The organism is Arthrobacter sp. B1I2, assembly GCF_030816485.1.
Classification (GTDB): domain Bacteria; phylum Actinomycetota; class Actinomycetes; order Actinomycetales; family Micrococcaceae; genus Arthrobacter.
This window is the reverse complement of the sequence record NZ_JAUSYC010000001.1, coordinates 993,103-1,008,024: the sequence shown is the minus strand read 5'-3', so window position 1 is coordinate 1,008,024 and position 14,922 is coordinate 993,103. Positions and strand designations below refer to the sequence as shown.

The 14,922-nt window shown below is 66.6% G+C and carries 15 protein-coding genes; 1 reads left to right on the top strand and 14 read right to left on the bottom strand.

Features of this window, described 5'->3' with window-relative positions:
• Positions 1-34: 34 nt before the first annotated feature.
• From QFZ57_RS04720 to QFZ57_RS04655, 14 genes are all read right to left on the bottom strand, one after another.
• A complete protein-coding gene (locus tag QFZ57_RS04720) occupies positions 35-322 on the bottom strand; it encodes a hypothetical protein (RefSeq protein WP_306629294.1) in 288 nt (95 codons plus the stop codon).
• 50 nt (positions 323-372) lie between these two features.
• Entirely contained in the window at positions 373-1,509 is a 1,137-nt protein-coding gene (locus QFZ57_RS04715) for a baeRF2 domain-containing protein (RefSeq protein ID WP_306629293.1), read from the bottom strand.
• A complete protein-coding gene (locus QFZ57_RS04710) occupies positions 1,506-1,721 on the bottom strand; it encodes a hypothetical protein (protein WP_306629292.1) in 216 nt (71 codons plus the stop codon). The genes QFZ57_RS04715 and QFZ57_RS04710 overlap by 4 nt, the downstream gene beginning before the upstream one ends.
• A gap of 105 nt (positions 1,722-1,826) precedes the next feature.
• Positions 1,827-2,171: a hypothetical protein gene (locus QFZ57_RS04705; protein WP_306898362.1), complete on the bottom strand. Its 345-nt coding sequence runs from the start codon at positions 2,169-2,171 to the stop codon at positions 1,827-1,829.
• Between the two features lie 22 nt (positions 2,172-2,193).
• Positions 2,194-3,444 carry a D-arabinono-1,4-lactone oxidase gene (locus QFZ57_RS04700; protein WP_306898360.1) on the bottom strand — a complete coding sequence of 417 codons (1,251 nt, stop codon included), beginning with the start codon at positions 3,442-3,444 and terminating at the stop codon, positions 2,194-2,196.
• Between the two features lie 59 nt (positions 3,445-3,503).
• Positions 3,504-4,397, bottom strand: coding sequence for a pentapeptide repeat-containing protein (locus tag QFZ57_RS04695; protein WP_306898359.1), 894 nt, complete (start codon positions 4,395-4,397; stop codon positions 3,504-3,506).
• A 668-nt stretch (positions 4,398-5,065) separates the two neighbouring features.
• Positions 5,066-5,371 carry a hypothetical protein gene (locus QFZ57_RS04690; RefSeq protein WP_306898358.1) on the bottom strand — a complete coding sequence of 102 codons (306 nt, stop codon included), beginning with the start codon at positions 5,369-5,371 and terminating at the stop codon, positions 5,066-5,068.
• A 342-nt stretch (positions 5,372-5,713) separates the two neighbouring features.
• Complete coding sequence (locus QFZ57_RS04685; protein WP_306898357.1) at positions 5,714-7,507, bottom strand: amidase; 1,794 nt, start codon at positions 7,505-7,507, stop codon at positions 5,714-5,716.
• Positions 7,504-8,607 carry an agmatine deiminase family protein gene (locus QFZ57_RS04680; protein WP_306898355.1) on the bottom strand — a complete coding sequence of 368 codons (1,104 nt, stop codon included), beginning with the start codon at positions 8,605-8,607 and terminating at the stop codon, positions 7,504-7,506. The genes QFZ57_RS04685 and QFZ57_RS04680 overlap by 4 nt, the downstream gene beginning before the upstream one ends.
• Positions 8,608-8,654: 47 nt before the next feature.
• Positions 8,655-9,365 carry an alpha/beta fold hydrolase gene (locus tag QFZ57_RS04675; protein WP_306898353.1) on the bottom strand — a complete coding sequence of 237 codons (711 nt, stop codon included), beginning with the start codon at positions 9,363-9,365 and terminating at the stop codon, positions 8,655-8,657.
• A 41-nt stretch (positions 9,366-9,406) separates the two neighbouring features.
• Complete coding sequence (rsgA, locus tag QFZ57_RS04670; protein ID WP_306898352.1) at positions 9,407-10,567, bottom strand: ribosome small subunit-dependent GTPase A; 1,161 nt, start codon at positions 10,565-10,567, stop codon at positions 9,407-9,409.
• Between the two features lie 294 nt (positions 10,568-10,861).
• Positions 10,862-11,902, bottom strand: coding sequence for a hemolysin family protein (locus QFZ57_RS04665; RefSeq protein WP_306898350.1), 1,041 nt, complete (start codon positions 11,900-11,902; stop codon positions 10,862-10,864).
• Positions 11,895-13,256 (bottom strand): hemolysin family protein, encoded by a 1,362-nt coding sequence (locus QFZ57_RS04660; RefSeq protein ID WP_306898347.1) that lies wholly within the window; start codon positions 13,254-13,256, stop codon positions 11,895-11,897. Before QFZ57_RS04660 ends, QFZ57_RS04665 begins: the two co-directional genes overlap by 8 nt.
• A 126-nt stretch (positions 13,257-13,382) precedes the next feature.
• Positions 13,383-13,619: a zinc-ribbon domain-containing protein gene (locus QFZ57_RS04655; RefSeq protein ID WP_306629280.1), complete on the bottom strand. Its 237-nt coding sequence runs from the start codon at positions 13,617-13,619 to the stop codon at positions 13,383-13,385.
• A 144-nt stretch (positions 13,620-13,763) separates the two neighbouring features.
• Here QFZ57_RS04655 and QFZ57_RS04650 point away from each other — a divergent pair, with 144 nt between their 5' ends.
• Positions 13,764-14,915, top strand: coding sequence for a GGDEF domain-containing protein (locus tag QFZ57_RS04650; protein WP_306629279.1), 1,152 nt, complete (start codon positions 13,764-13,766; stop codon positions 14,913-14,915).
• Positions 14,916-14,922: the final 7 nt, after the last annotated feature.

Below are 14,922 nucleotides of genomic sequence, written 5' to 3'. Positions count from 1 at the left end.
GGCCGGACCCTTCGGACCGGCCACTGCTTCGTTGTTAACCCTGCTCTTCCTGCTCTTCCTCCAGCAGGCCCCGTTGCGCCAAGTCGGCGGCGTCGGATGCCTCCGGGGGCAAAGGATCCGTCGCCGGCGGAACGTCGCTCGCGGCATAGTCGGCGAGGCCCGCGGCAACCCGTTCCTGTTCGACTGCCCTCTGGTAAACGTCGTCGTCGACGTCCTCCGGCATCTTGCCGTGACCGCTGCGGGTGGGGTTCGGAAGGGCATCCTCCTCCGGAACTATCACGGTGTCGAGGACGTCATCCGGGTTTTCATCTGCAGTGCTCATGGTGCTCCTTCCAATCGATGGATTCCTGCGTGGACGGGCCGAAAGGGTGATTACGACGACGGCACGTCGGGTCCCGAGGACCAGCGGAGCAGTGCCGCAACAGCTACGCCCTCAGGCAGGACCGGGCCCGGAACCAGGAGGACGCGGGCGTCAGTCAGGGCCGCCGCCCTCAGCAGCGCGGCAGGGGCCGGAACGTCCCCCAAAATTCCTGCCGCCAGGGCTTCCTCCTTCGCTGTGGCGATCCAGGGCTCGGCGTCCAGGGCCAGCATGGTCCGCCCGGACAAGGCCGCGTCATCGAGGATCAGGACCTCCACCTGCGCCTGTTGGAGTGCATGGACCACGGCTCCGACGCCGTGGGCAGCTTCCGGATTTGCCTGGCCTTCCTGGACCGCCAGCCTGTCCATGACAGCCTGCTGCTCCTCGGCCCACACCTCGGCCACCCGCTGGTTGACCTGGTCCTCCAGTTTGGTGCTGTCCGCCCCGGCCGTATGCGTATGGGAGTCGACGATTGACACCAGTGCCTGGGTGGCCTTGGAAAGCTGCTCCTGGACCAGTCCGCGGGCATGGATATCGCCGGCGAGGACAACCAGCCGGGCACCGCTGGTACCGACCAGCCTGTCGATTTCGCCTGCCACTTCGTCTGCATTCCGGCGCCAAACGTCCTCGGTGTGGTGCTGGAACCGCAGGTGCGACCAGCCCCCGCCCTGAAACTTCTTAATGTGCTCGGACTCGCCCTCCACCTCCTGCACGCTCGTGGGACCACCGGCTCCGGCACGGTACAACCGGATTTCGCCGTGCTCCCGGCTGACCTCAGCCACAACGTACGTGAACTCTTCGGGCCGGTGTTTCAGCAGTGGCAGCAGGTCCGGGACGGGCTCAACCGCCAGCCTCTCGGGCAGGACGAGTTCGCCCGGAAGTACCTCGTTGACTTCGGCCTTTCCGCCATGGACCAGGACGAACCTGGACACGGGGGAGGGCACCCCCGTTGCCGGTTTCAGGGCCTGTTCCATGGCATCCGCATCAGCGGACGTTGCCCCCTGTGCTTCGAGTTGGGCCCGCATGTTTCCTGGCCGAACGTCCCCGGCTTCCAGGGTGTCCACCGTTCCGGTGCCGGCGTCCACGTAGGCCGTGCACCAAGGTCCGGGGAGGCGGTAGAGGTCGGCGTATTTTTGCAGGCTGGTGGTCACTGTTCCCCCTCCTCATCGGTCAGGGAGTCCGGTGAGGCGACCGGGTTCAGGGCTTCCTGCACCTCGACGGGGTCTGTTTCGTCGGGAAACGGTTCCGTTTCGCGCCATTCCTCTGCGTGAGGCGGTTGGTTTCCGTGCACCACCCCCTGCGTTTCATGCTTCATCTGGTCGTCCAGATTTTGGCCGTGGGTGGTATTGCCGCGTTCTGCCATGACGATCTCCTTCGCGCGTGATTTAGTATCACAGGCTTACTAGTTCGTCACTTCACCGTAGCACCAAGACGGCGGCGGCTAAAGGGGTTGGGTGGGACTTCCCCGTCAGGCCTGGCAGGCGTCTTTCAGGGCCCGGACGGAGTCTGTTGGCACCTGGTCCCCGGCCTCCGCAATCTGGCCCAACGGCGTCGTAATTTCCGCCGGAACCCCTGCCGTCCGTGCGGCGGAAACCAGGCCGGCAAGCGCCTGCTTGTCCTCCACGCTGACCAGTCCGTCCTGCACCACGGCGCAAATTTGCCGGTTGACTTCCTGGGCGGCGGCGGAGGCAACCTTGGAGGCGGCATCGCTGGCCGCGTTGCCCGCAGCCTCCTCCACTGGGCCGCAGCCGGTCAGCAGCAACAGGGCGGTGGACAGGGAAGCGGCAGTAACGACGGCGGCGCGAAAGGTCATGCCCCCAGCGTACCGGCGGTGCCTACCGGCGGGCCGGGACGCCCAGGATGCTGTCCAGGAGTCCGTTCCGGAACTTCCCTTCGGGATCGTGAGCGGCAGCAAAGGAACGGAAGTCGGCGAAGCGCGGGTACAGCTTCTCCCAGTCATGTCCGTCAGGGGTGAACAGCTTGCCCCAATGCGGCCGGGCCCCGAAGGGCCGCAGGGCGTCCTCCAGGACCGGAAGGACGGCTTCCACCTCGGGCTGCAGCGGTTTCCAGGTGAAGTGCAGCGCCACACTCTGCTGCCGGTAGAACGGGCTGAGCCAGAATTCGTCGGCAGCGCCTGTGCGGATCTCCGAGACGAACAGCAGGGGTGCGAGGTGTTCGGCCAGCCCCCGGACGGCCTGGAGGGCGGCGGGGGCGTGCTCCAGGGGAAGAATGAATTCGCTCTGGAGCTCATCCCCATTGCTGGGAGTGAACTCGTGCCGGAAGTGCGGCAGCCGGTCCAGCCACAGCCCGGGTTCGTCCATCTGCGCTGTGCAGTTCTCGGCGGACATGTCCGGCAGCGGGTGCCGTGGCCGGAGGGCTGCCGTGGCGCCAAACAGGTTGGGGAGTGGTTGCTCCTCATCGAGTGCTTTGAGCCAGACCTGGTTGATGCTCTCGCCGGCGTAGTCCGTAAACAGGCTCACGCTGTAGGCGCTGGACACGATGGCGCTGAACTCCGCCAGGGCGTTGTCCCAGGGGAGATCCTCGAGGACGCGCTGGCGCATCCTGAAGCTGGGACGCACGGCGAGTTCCAGGCCGGTGACAATGCCCAGGGCCCCGATGCCCACCACGCTGGCAAAAAACTCGTCCCCGTCCGCGCGGGTAAGCGTGACCTGTTCTCCGGAGGCCCGGACCACGTCGATGGATTCCACGGCACCGGCAAGGGAAGGGTTGTCCACGCCGGAGCCGTGCGTCCCGGTCTGCACCGCACCGGCCACCGAGATGTGGGGCAGCGAGGCCAGATTGTGGATGGCAACACCGGACTCCTCGAGGGTCCGGCACAAGGCCCCGTAGCTCACGCCGCCGCTCACCCGTACGGTTCCCCGTGCGGCATCCAGCTCCACCCGCTGCGGCAGGGCGTCGAGGAGAACGTGTACGCCGTCCGTGTCCCCCACGCGGTTGAAGGAGTGCCGGGAGCCCAGGGCCTTGATCCGCGGCGAGCCGGCCACAATGTCCGCCAGTTCCGCTACGGATTCCGGGCGCCGGACGTCCGCGGAGGAGTATTCGAGGTTTCCTGCCCAGTTCTTCATTGAGTGGCTTTCGCTTGACGTCGGTTTCCTCCAACTGTCAGCGCTAACAATCGTCACTGTCAAGGCGCTTCCATGCTCCGGGCGAAGGCAGCAAGGCTGGCCGGCGTCCAGTGCCCGGGTCGATCAAGCCCGGCGGGGAGCCGTGTGGAGCTGCTGCCGTGGGCTGCGGTGACTTGGGCCTGGGTGAGGAAGAGCGCACCGGTGAGGTCGGCGCCGTCGAACCTTGCATCCCGCAGGTCTGCGCCCAGGAGGTCCGTTGCCGTCAGGTCCGCGCCCCGCAGGTCGGCGCCGATGAGGCATGCGCCGCGAAGATCCGCCCCGCACAGCTGCTGGCCGCGCAGGTTTGCGCCGGCGAGGTCAGCACCGGGTGCCAGGCGGGCCAGGTGTGGGCCGTTACCGAAGAAGCCCGCGCGGATCTCCTCGCTGACCTCCTGCAGTGCCGCGCCGACTTTCCCATGGAGGAGCTCGACGTCGGCGGCGAGGACCGCTTTAAGGTCGCCCTCAGCTATCTCCCGGACCTTGGCGTGCAGGTGGCGCACACCGTCGGCCGTATCCGGGCTGTAGGCCTTGGCCCCGGCCTCGGCAAGGAGCCACAGCATTTCGTGCAGCTGGCGCAGGACTTTGAAGGCGGCGAACATGTCCGGCGCCGATTCCGGGTCTTCCCGCCAGCTGACGCCGTCGAACAGGCGCTGGCTGACGGCCTGGCCCGCACCAAAGCAGTCAAAAACGGTGCAGCCGGTAAAACCGCGGGGCCGGAGCCGATTGTGGATGGTGCAGGAAAAGTCTCCGGCCAGGTTGGGGCATGGCGTCGCCGGAGGCTTGTCGATGGCGAAGTCGGCCGAGCGGGTGAATCCGAAGGCCGTGCAGCACAGGGCAAAGCACTGTGAGCAGTCAGGACGGAGGGAAGCCTGGCCGGGGAAGGTGGCAGAGGAGGAAGGGGCGGTGGGTTTCATGATGGCTCCCGAAGGCGGTTCCGATTGGGGTGCGGGAAGGAGGGGAACCCATAGTTGGGATCCCCTCCTGGGCGCACGGCGTTCCTGTACCGCTTGACGGGAACTGCGGTCGGCCGGAAATCAAAGACGATGCGAAAGAGTCACTGCGTCCAGAGTATCCGCTGCGGCCTCTCCTACTGTGACGACGATCCCGGAGAGCAGATGCAGCGTGCGGAGGCCGACTAAACCTGCCCAACCCTGGGCATTGTCTCCTTACTAACGGCGTAGTAGAGGCAGGCGGCTTCGGCGATCACCACGGTGATCACTTGGCTGGCAAAGTGGAACTGCTCCGGCCATTGAAACCCTGAAGCCCAGCATTAGCGGGCCCAGGAGGCCGGCCACGAGGAGTGCCGGAATCACTTGAGCCATCAACGAAGCGGCGACTCGTGTCATGTCCTTCGACTCCGGTAGAGGGCATGTTCTTGAACCAGGCCTTTGCCAGTTCGTGGTCTCTAGTGGTGGGGGAGAGGTAGTTGAAGACCAACAGGGGACCGGAGGGTAGATCCAGGGGCTAGGGTTTGGCCGGTGCACGCGAAAGAGCCCCGGCCGGTGGCCAGGGCTCTTCGCGCGATCGGAAAGAGGAAAGACGGCTACGTGTGCTGTGGCTCGTTCCTCATCGCTCGCGCCTGCTAGTTGTTGATAATGCGAACTGGACCCGTCGCGGCATCGCAGACGGTTACCGCGTTGCCGGTGGCATCCACTGCTTCGCCGAGAACCGCGATCGAGCCGATGTCCGCGACATCGCAGAGATTTGCTGCGACACTGGCGGCTACATTGACGTCAACAGCATCCTCGACGGTGATGTCGCCGACAGTGACATTCACGAGGCCATCATTCAAAGTGTTGTTGTTTGCGGCCTGGGAAGGTCCGGCAACGGCGCCCATCAGGAACAGGCTTCCAGCGGCTGCGACGGTGGCTTTCTTCAGAACTGACATAGTTTCGCTCCCTTGATATCGGCCCTCGTACCCCTATCAGGCAGTCCATTATTAGCTCTTGGGCTGCTGAAGGCCGTGCTGATGCACATGGCGCAGGGGACCGGGCGTCTCTGTGGTTGCTTCTTTTGGCATCCGCCGTTTCGGCGGGGGAAGGCGGCTCAACCGGCTCGGCGCCCAAATGTCGCTTTAGTCGAGATGGGCATTGGCCTTGGGAAGGCCCCGGGGTTAAACATCTGTATTGCGCTTCCATTAACAAGCCTAAAGATAAGTATGCTTAGCAGTCAAGGGAAGTCGCGCCATAGATTAAATTGCCGGTTCTTGCGGCCTTCCAGGAGGCCGTGGTTAGGCGTCGGCGTTGACCAGGCGGGAGTTTTCCGAATCTCCTGGGCGCGTAGTCCGGGGCGGCGGAATGCGTCGGTTCCCCGTGGCTTCAAAGGCCGCGGCCAGCCGGAGCAGGCTGGTGTCGCTGTAGGCCCTGCCGGCGAGGGTCAGGCCCACCGGCATGTTGATGTCCGCTGCGAGGCCCATGGGAACTGTGACGGTGGGGATTCCGAGGTGCCGGGGCACCAGGTTGCCATTGGCCACCCAGACGCCATTGCGCCAGGCGATGTCCGCCGAGCGTTCATTGGTGTCTGCATCTGCCGGTGCCACGTCAGCGGCTGCGGGGAACACCACGGCGTCCAGGCCCAGCCGGTCCATCCATTCCTCCAGGTCCGCCCGGCGGGTTTCCTCGAGTCCCGCCAGGCCTTCAGGCAGGTGCGGAATATCAGCCAGGACGGGAACGCCGTGTTCACGGATCCAGCCGGGATAGTCGCTGATGTCGTCATCGAACCCGTCGTAGCGGTCGGGCAGCGCTCCCTCGGGGGCGGGGAAGATGGCGGAGCCGTCGACGTCGGCAAGGCGGTTCAGCTGCGGGTCACCGTTTGCATCGAGGAAGTCATTCCATGCCCAGGCCGACAGGTCCACAATCTCCCGCCGCAGGTACTCCGGGGACACGAGCCCTCGGGTGGCGATGGTGGGAGCGCCCGGCCGGTCGCCTTCGTAGTTGGACACCACGGGGAAGTCCACCTCCACCACCTCGGCACCTGCGGCTTCCAGGTCACGGCGGGCCGCGTCCCACAGTTCCAGGATGGACGTGCGGGTCTCGATCCGTTGCCCTGTGGGGCCACCGATGCCCGGTGCGTCCACCGTACCTGCCTCCGGATCCGCGTTGATGTACATGCGGGGGATGCCCAGCCGTTGGCCCGCGAGCACGCCTGCGGCAGCGGCAGCGTTCGGGACAGCCAGGTCACGGTACGACGGCGGACGGACAGCGGATGCCTTGGGCACCGGAATCCAGGGTTGGACGCGCCAGAAATCCCCGCGTGCCTCGGCGTCGTCCGCCACCACCACGTCCAGGACTTCCAGCAGGTCCGCCATGGTGCGGGTGTGCGGGACCACAACGTCCATGGTGGGAACCAGGGGCCAGTTGCCCCGCACGGAAATGACGCCGCGCGAGGGTGTGTAGGCGCAGAGGGCATTGTTCGACGCCGGCGCCCGCCCCGAGGACCAGGTTTCCTCGGCGAGTCCGAAAGCCGCGAAGCTGGCGGCCGTAGCCGTACCGGAGCCGTTGGACGAACCGGAAGCGAAGGCCGCGGTGAGGTACTCGGCGTTATAGGGACTCTCGGCCCTGCCATATACCCCGCGCTGCATACCTCCGTTGGCCATGGGCGGCATGTTGGTGAGCCCGATCAGAACCGCCCCGCCGGCGCGCAGCCGCTCGATGGTAAAGGCGTCCCCCTGTGCCACGAGGTATTTGAAGGCCGGTGAACCGGCAGCCACGGTGAGCCCCCGCACCTGGTAGCTGTCCTTGGCCGTGTAGGGGATGCCGTCCAGGGGGCCGAGCGTGAAGCCGGCAGCGCGGCGCCGGTCCGACGCCTGTGCCTCGGCAATGGCTTCCGGGTTTATGACGACGAGCGCGTTCAGGCATATGCCAGAAGAGTCATACTTCTCGATGCGCTCGAGGTACAGCCGGACCAGCTCCTCGCTGGTCACCTGGCCCGACCCCAGGGCGTGGCGGAGCTGTGCAATGCTGGCCTCCACGACGTCGAAGTTATGCCCGAGTGGCGCCGGGGCGTGCGTTTCGGCGAGCTTCACAATGCCCCTCCGTCCTTGGCCGCGGGCTGCTGCTGGGTGATGCAGTGGATGCCGCCGCCGAAGGCAAAGATGTCCCTGGCATCCACGAGTTCCACCCTCCGGCCCGGGTAGGCACGTTCCAGGATGCCCGCCGCGATGGCGTCATTGGGATCGTCGAAGCTGCAAAGCAGCACGACCTTGTTGCCCACGTAGTGGTTGATGTAGGACCAGTCCACATATCCCTCATCGTCGCGAAGGACCGTGGGTGCCGGAACGTCAATGATGCGCAGTGGCCGGCCCTGGGCGTCCAGCTGGCCGGCGAGGACCGTCTTCAGCTGCAGGTAGACGGCATGGTCGGGGTGGGCGGGATCATCCTGGCGGTGCAGCAGGATGGTGCCGGCCCCGGCGAAGGCGGCGACGATGTCCACGTGGCCCCGGGTGCCGAATTCGTCGTAATCGCGGGTAAGTCCGCGCGGAAGCCAGATGGCTTTGGTGGTGCCCAGGGCAGCATGGACCTCTGCCTCGACGGATTCCTTGGTGGCGCCGGGATTGCGCCCGGGATCAAGCTGGACTGTTTCGGTCAGCAGCACGGTTCCTTCGCCGTCCACGTGGAACCCGCCGCCTTCGTTCACCAGGGGGCTTGGCCGGACGGGTACGCCGATGCCCGCCGCCACTGTCCGGGCCACGTGCTGGTCCCTGGTCCAGGCGGCCCAGTCCTGTGCTCCCCAGCCGTTGAAGATCCAATCGACGGCGGCCAGTGAGCCGTCCGGCTGGTGCACGAACGTGGGGCCGCTGTCGCGCAGCCATGCGTCGTCGAGCGGAATCTCCACGACGTTGATGCCCCCGCCGAGCCATTCCCTTGCCGCCGTAGCGTCCCTGGGGTCTGCCACGACGGTGACCGGCTCGTACCGGGCGATGGTTTGCGCCACTTTGGTCCAGGCGACCCGTGCCCGGTCCAGTGTGGGGCTTCCCGCCGGACCGAAGGTGTCGTTGGGCGGCGGGAACGCCATCCAGGTGCGCTGGTGGGCCTCCCACTCTGCGGGCATGCGGGCAGCGGGGCCGGTGGACAGATGGTCAGGGGCGGCGCTGTCCCCGACTGCGGTCGAATAAATGAATGCCATTCATTTATTATGGAGACGCCGGCGGTCCCGCGCAAGAGTATGTCGTTTTAGTTGCTGCCGGTCCGGTCAACCGCTGCGAGGATGGCCTGTGCCAGCTGGTCCGGTTTGGTGAACTGCGGCCAGTGGCCTGTTGGCAGGTCGACATACTCCACATCACGGACCCGGGCGAGTTCCGCCACGAACGGACTGCCCGCCGCGATCCATTCGCGGAGCACCACGGACGGAAACTCGCAGGCGATGACGGTGGCGGCCACGTTATAACGGCGCTCGTCATGCAGGTGCTGCCTGCCGTAGGCAACGCCGCGGGGCTCGGGAACGGCACGTGCGCGGAACGCCTGGCGGAGGCCGTCGTCGAGGTCCATCAGGTCGGCGTCGTCAAAACTTTCCCAGGGTGGCAGCGGCACGTCATCTCCCTCGGCGGCCAACTCGTCATTGATGACGCCGCCCTCGCCCAAGGGTCCGCTGTCCACGTAAATGGCACGCTCCACCTTGTCCGGCCGCGCGTCCACCGCCCCGTGGATGATGGCCCCGCCCCCGGAATGACCCACCAGGACCACCTTGCCGGGCATCCGGTCGATCACGGCAACCACAGCGTCTATGTGGTCCTGCAGGGTGATGCCCGCCCGGCTGGCGCCTGCCGATTCCTTCCCCGGCAGCGTGAGGGGGTGGGTCCGGAGCCCCGCTGCTTCGAGGGCAGGTGTCACCTCCTCCCACGACGACGCGTCCAACCAGAAACCGGGTACCAGGATGATGTCCATGACCGAACCCTACTCCCCGCCCCCGACACTGGAATGAGGCCCTACCGCTTCCGCTTCCGGTCCTTCCCTCCCTTCCGGTTCGCGCGTTCGGAGCCCTCGCGCTCAGCCCAGCGCTGCGACTTTCCCGCAGAGACCACCTTCTGGTGCCACTCACGCTGGTAGGCGCGCTGCGCGGCCACATCGGAGCGGCGTGCCAGCGCCGCCAGTTCCCGCTGCATCTTCAGGTAGGAGTTCCAGCGGCGCTCGGCCAGGACACCGCTGTCAATCGCTTCACGGACCGCGCAACCGGGTTCATTCCCATGGGTGCAGTCAGCGAAGCGGCAACCGGCGGCCAGTTCCTCCACGTCGCCGAACATCGCGTCCACGCCTTCCCCGGCATCGAACAGCCCGAATCCGCGCACCCCTGGCGTATCCATCAACACGGTCCCGTTGGAAAGCGGCACCAGCTCGCGGGCGGTGGTGGTGTGCTTGCCCTTGAAGTCCCCGGACCGCACTTCCCCGGTTTGTTGGACTTCGCGGCCCACCAAGGCATTGATCAAGGTTGATTTGCCGGCACCGGACGGACCCAGGAGCACGATGGTTCCACCCGGTGGAATGCGCGCCATGAGTTCATCGATGCCGTCGCCGTTTTCGGCGGAGGTGGTGACCACTTCCACTCCTGCCGCCTGCAGGATGACTTTCCCGACGACGTCGTCCGCCACCTGCGCAAGGTCCGCCTTGGTGACGATCACCAGCGGGGTGGCGCCGGAATCCCACGCGGCAACGAGGGTGCGTTCCAGCCGGTTGTGCGTCAGGGGCCGGTCCACGGGCACCACCACGCCCACGGTGTCCATGTTCGCGGCCAGGACCTGCTCCGCGGAGGAGTCCTCGAACGCACGTTTGCGGCTGAGCTCGGAGCGGCGGGGAAGGATGGCCAGGATCTGCCGTTCGCCGGCCCGGTTGGGGCCGATCCAGACCCAGTCGCCCGTGACAGCCGGCTCGCCGGACAGCGGGTAGGGCAGGTGCAGCAGCCCGTCGGTGACGCCAACGAGCAGCAGGGTGCGGTCCACGCGGACCACCCGCCCAGGCTCGGTGGCGCCCGGGCACGGATGCTGCTCGAAGTGGCGGTGGACGGCGGACGTGTAGCCGTAGGCGGCCGGGCCCCGCGCTGGTTGCCTGGTGCTTGCGGCGGTGTCCAGGGGGTTGCCTGAAGAAGTATGCACGGTTGATTCCTTGGGATTTCCCCGGTGCACTGGCAGGACTGCCGGACGGGCAGGTCAGGAAAGGCGAGTGCAGCCGGGCGGGATGGTTGATGTGATGGGTGCGTGGCGCTCAGGGCGCGCGGCAACTGCAGTCATCAAAACCACCTCCATTCCCTCGTGCGGTTTCCGTCCTCCTGCCGGGGACGGCAGGGCGGGACCGCGTCCTACTTTAGCGGCCACCGCCGTCGGGGGCTATAGCCTGGCGCGCAAAAAGGGGCGCGGATTCCCCTGGCCCGCGCCCCCTTTATGAAGCGGCTAAGCGCTGGTGGCGTCCTGCACTTCGCCCACCAGCTCCTCAATGATGTCCTCGAGGAAGAGCATCCCGGTGGTCCTGCCATCGGTGTCGAACACCCGGGCCACGTGGGCGCCGGTCCGGCGCATTGCCGCCAGCGCGTCCTCAAGGTCCGCCCCGGCGAAGGCCGAGGCCAAGCGCCGGATCCGCTTGGCCGGAACCGGCCGGTCGAACTTTTCCGCCGTGGTGAGGTCCATGACGTCCTTGAGGTGCAGGTAGCCGCCAGGTTCCCCGGCGCCATTGGTCAGGATGTACCGGGAGTAGCCGTGCCCCGCCACCGCCCGCTGGATGTCCGCCGGGGTGGCGGACTCCGGCAGCAGCACCATGTCCGCCATCGGCACCTGCACATCGGCCACCGTCTTGGCGGTGAACTCGAACGCGTTGGTCAGGGTGCCCGTGGTGTCCTTCAGCATGCCGTCCCGGGTGGACTGCTCGACGATGGTGGCCACCTCGTCCAGGGTGTAGGCGCTGGTGGCCTCGTCCTTGGGCTCCACCCGGAACAGCCGGAGGATGGAGTTGGCAATCCCGTTCAGCGTCCAGATCACCGGTTTGAACACCCTGGCCACCATCACCAGCGGCGGAGCGAGCAGGAGGGCCGCCCGGGTGGGAACCGAGAAGGAGATGTTCTTGGGCACCATCTCGCCCACCACCACGTGCAGGAACGTCACCAGCAGCAGCGCCACAACGAACGCGACGACGCCGATCGCCCCGGCGGGCAGCGGCGTCAGGCCGAGCGGGACTTCCACGAGGTGGTGGATGGCGGGCTCGGACACGTTCAGGATGACCAGTGAACAGACGGTGATGCCAAGCTGGCTGGTGGCCAGCATGAGGGTGGCATGTTCCATGGCCCACAGCGTGGTTTTGGCGGCTTTGCTGCCGGCCTCGGCCCTGGGCTCGATCTGGGAGCGGCGGGCGGAGATGACGGCGAATTCCGCACCAACAAAGAAGCCGTTCACCACCAGGAGCACCGCCAGCCAGATGATGCCGGGAAGGTATTCACTCATGGGTCAGCTCCTGGGTCAGGCTGTCGATGATCCGGTCATGCGGGCTGCGCGGCGGTTCGCCGGACGCGGCGGGGGTGAACCGCAGCCGTTCCACATGCATCCCTGCCGCGCGCTCCACGCGGAGGGTGCCGCCGTCGACCTCCACCTCATCGCCCAGCTCGGGCAGGCGGTCCAGCCGGTCCGTGACAAACCCGCCCACGGTGTCGTACTCATCCCCGTCCGGCACCTCGATGCCGGTGCGGTCCAGCAGTTCGTCCGGCCGCAGCTCGGCATCGAACGTGACGGACCGGCCCACGCGGACAACGCCTGCCCGTGCCCGGTCGTGTTCATCCTCCAGCTCGCCCACGATCTCCTCCACCAGGTCCTCCAGCGTGACGATCCCGGCGGTGCCGCCGTACTCGTCGGAGACGATGGCCACTTGGAGCCCCTGGCGCCGCAACAGGCCCAGGAGGGTGTCCACGCCCATGGATTCAGGCACCCGGAGCGGTTCGATCATGAGCTCCGCAGCGTTGGTGCTTGCCCGCCGGTCAAGGGCGACGGCGAACGCCTGCTTGACGTGCAGGAGGCCCAGCACGTCATCCCGGTCCCGGCCGATCACCGGAAACCGGGAGTAGCCGGTGGCCGTGGCGAGGGCCACGATGTCCGCCGCGGTATCGGCGGCGCCCACGGCGGCCATCCGGACGCGGGGGGTCATCACATCTGCGGCGCTGTACCCGGAGAAACGCAGGGTGCGGCGCAGCAGGGTGGCGTGGTCCAGGTCCAGGACGCCTTCGACGGCGGAGCGGCGCACCAGGGAGCTCAGCTCCTCCGCACTGCGGGCGCCCGAGAGCTCTTCCTTGGGTTCGATGCCGAAGCCGCGGATGATCCTGTTGGCGGTGTTGTTGAACAGCAGGATCACTGGTTTGAACACGGCCGTGAAGAGGGCCTGGAACGGAACCACCACCTTGGCGGTGGCCAGCGGCAGGGCCAGGGCGAAGTTCTTGGGGACAAGCTCGCCCACCACCATCGAAAAGACCGTGGCCAGGAAGATGCCGGCGACGGAACCGACGGCGGGCACCAGGGCTTCGGCCACACCTGCTGACTGCAGGGGGCCGCTGAGCATCCGGCTGATGGCCGGTTCGAAGGTGTAGCCCGTCAGGAGGGTGGTCAGCGTGATGCCCAGCTGCGCTCCGGACAGGTGGGTGGACGTGATCCGCAGGGCTTTGATGGTGGTGCCCAGGTGCTTCTCGCCGCGGGCCTGGCGGGCTTCGAGGTCATGCCGGTCCAGATTCACCAACGCGAACTCCGAGGCGACGAAGAAGCCGGTGCCGACGGTCAGGACCAGGCCGATGCCCAGCATGATCCATTCATACATTGGGGCGCCCCTCTCCTGTGGTGGCCGGTGATCCGGTCAGGCGGCAGAGGGGCCAGGGCATGTGTGAAGGGGGGTCGTCCATATCCGGTTCAACTTCGCGGGCACTCGGGAAGTTCCCGGGTGCTTCTACCGCCGAAGTTCCAGTGCCCGTTTCTGCCGGCCGGTGATGGACGAGACATAGCCGCAGTTGGTACAGGTGATCCGGAATTTGCGGGACACCGTGAGCACAGGAATGAAGAACAGCGTGAACTTGGTGGCCTGCTCATCCAGGAGGTGATGGACGAAACTGCCGCAGTGCGGGCAGGTTGCCGTCCGGCCCGGCAGGGCCTTGTGGACGGTCTTGAAACCGAAGAGAAGGAGCATGTCAGGCCTTTCGTGGTCCGGTGGTACCTGCCACCCTAGGCGAGTTTGAGGGGTCCCGGTGAGGGGTAGGAATGGTTCCACACCGTGTGGGCGGGTGCGATACTTGCGTGGCAACGTTGAGGCTTCTGGGGGGACTTCTGGCACATGGTTCTGGACACGGCGACCCTGCGCATCGCTTTTGGCCTCATGGCCCTGGTGCTGGTGGTCCTCTTCTACTTTTCCGCGTACCGGGTGACGCGCTCGCCCTACAGCGCCTGGTGGTGCGGCGCCTTGCTGTTCTTCCTGTCCGGATCGGGCTGCTTCCTCCTGGACGGTACGGCCCACCAGGCGTGGGCCAACCCGGTGGGGAACACCCTGCTGGTTCACGGCGGAGTTGCAGTGTGGGCCGGTGCGCGGTCGCTGCGGAACGTCCGGCCGCCCAGGTGGGCCTTTACCGGAATACCGTTGGTCACCCTGGTGGCCTCCCTGCTGGACCATCCCGCGACCAACACCTGGTCCGGCGGGCCCGTGTTCCTTGCCGCCATGAGCCTGACCGTTGGGTTGGCGTCCCGCGAGCTTTGGCGTCTTGAACCGGGTTATTCACGGGTCCGCATCCCCATGGCTGTGGCCGCCGCAGGGCTCAGCGTTTTCTACTTCTTCCGCTGGCTCGCGTTCCTGGTGGAGGGCCAGGACGGTCCCGTTTTCGTCACCGTCTTTGGTTCGGGCGTGACCACCCTGGTGACCATGGTGCTGCTGGTGGTGGTTTCCTTCAGCATGGCCGCGTTGAGCACCGAACAACAGACGCGCGCCCTGCGCGTGGTGGCCACCCGGGACGACCTGACCGGGCTCCTGAACCGCAAGGCGTTCCTGGACCTGGCCGCCGAGCAGTTGGCCGACCGTACCATTACCGGCGGCTCCGGAGCGTTGATCCTGGCGGACCTTGACCACTTCAAAACCGTCAATGATACCTATGGCCATGCGGCAGGCGACCTGGCGCTGCAGGCTTTCGCTGACGCCTGCGTTGCCACCGTGCGTTCCACCGACCTCACCGGAAGGTATGGCGGGGAGGAGTTCGTCATCCTGGTTCCGGGGGCAAACGCCGCACGGGCCGAGACGATTGCCGAGGAAATCAGCAGGCGCATGGCCGGTGCGGCCACCCCGGACGGCATGGAGATGCCCACGGCGAGTTACGGCATTTCCACCTACGACGGCGGGACCTCCGACGTGGACGAGCTCATCGGCTCAGCGGATGCCGCCCTGTACCGGGCCAAGTCCCTGGGCAGGAACCGCGCTGCCATCAGCGACGAGCTGCGCTAGCCCGTAC

What these genes read in the sequence shown, in the direction of transcription:
- QFZ57_RS04665 (WP_306898350.1), bottom strand. Translation starts at nt 11,902, where the DNA reads ATGAGTGAATACCTTCCCGGCATCATCTGGCTGGCGGTGCTCCTGGTG.
- QFZ57_RS04700 (WP_306898360.1), bottom strand. Translation starts at nt 3,444, where the DNA reads ATGAAGAACTGGGCAGGAAACCTCGAATACTCCTCCGCGGACGTCCGG.
- QFZ57_RS04710 (WP_306629292.1), bottom strand. Translation starts at nt 1,721, where the DNA reads ATGGCAGAACGCGGCAATACCACCCACGGCCAAAATCTGGACGACCAG.
- QFZ57_RS04660 (WP_306898347.1), bottom strand. Translation starts at nt 13,256, where the DNA reads ATGTATGAATGGATCATGCTGGGCATCGGCCTGGTCCTGACCGTCGGC.
- QFZ57_RS04675 (WP_306898353.1), bottom strand. Translation starts at nt 9,365, where the DNA reads ATGGACATCATCCTGGTACCCGGTTTCTGGTTGGACGCGTCGTCGTGG.
- QFZ57_RS04650 (WP_306629279.1), top strand. Translation starts at nt 13,764, where the DNA reads ATGGTTCTGGACACGGCGACCCTGCGCATCGCTTTTGGCCTCATGGCC.
- QFZ57_RS04690 (WP_306898358.1), bottom strand. Translation starts at nt 5,371, where the DNA reads ATGTCAGTTCTGAAGAAAGCCACCGTCGCAGCCGCTGGAAGCCTGTTC.
- QFZ57_RS04695 (WP_306898359.1), bottom strand. Translation starts at nt 4,397, where the DNA reads ATGAAACCCACCGCCCCTTCCTCCTCTGCCACCTTCCCCGGCCAGGCT.
- QFZ57_RS04705 (WP_306898362.1), bottom strand. Translation starts at nt 2,171, where the DNA reads ATGACCTTTCGCGCCGCCGTCGTTACTGCCGCTTCCCTGTCCACCGCC.
- QFZ57_RS04655 (WP_306629280.1), bottom strand. Translation starts at nt 13,619, where the DNA reads ATGCTCCTTCTCTTCGGTTTCAAGACCGTCCACAAGGCCCTGCCGGGC.
- QFZ57_RS04720 (WP_306629294.1), bottom strand. Translation starts at nt 322, where the DNA reads ATGAGCACTGCAGATGAAAACCCGGATGACGTCCTCGACACCGTGATA.
- QFZ57_RS04680 (WP_306898355.1), bottom strand. Translation starts at nt 8,607, where the DNA reads ATGGCATTCATTTATTCGACCGCAGTCGGGGACAGCGCCGCCCCTGAC.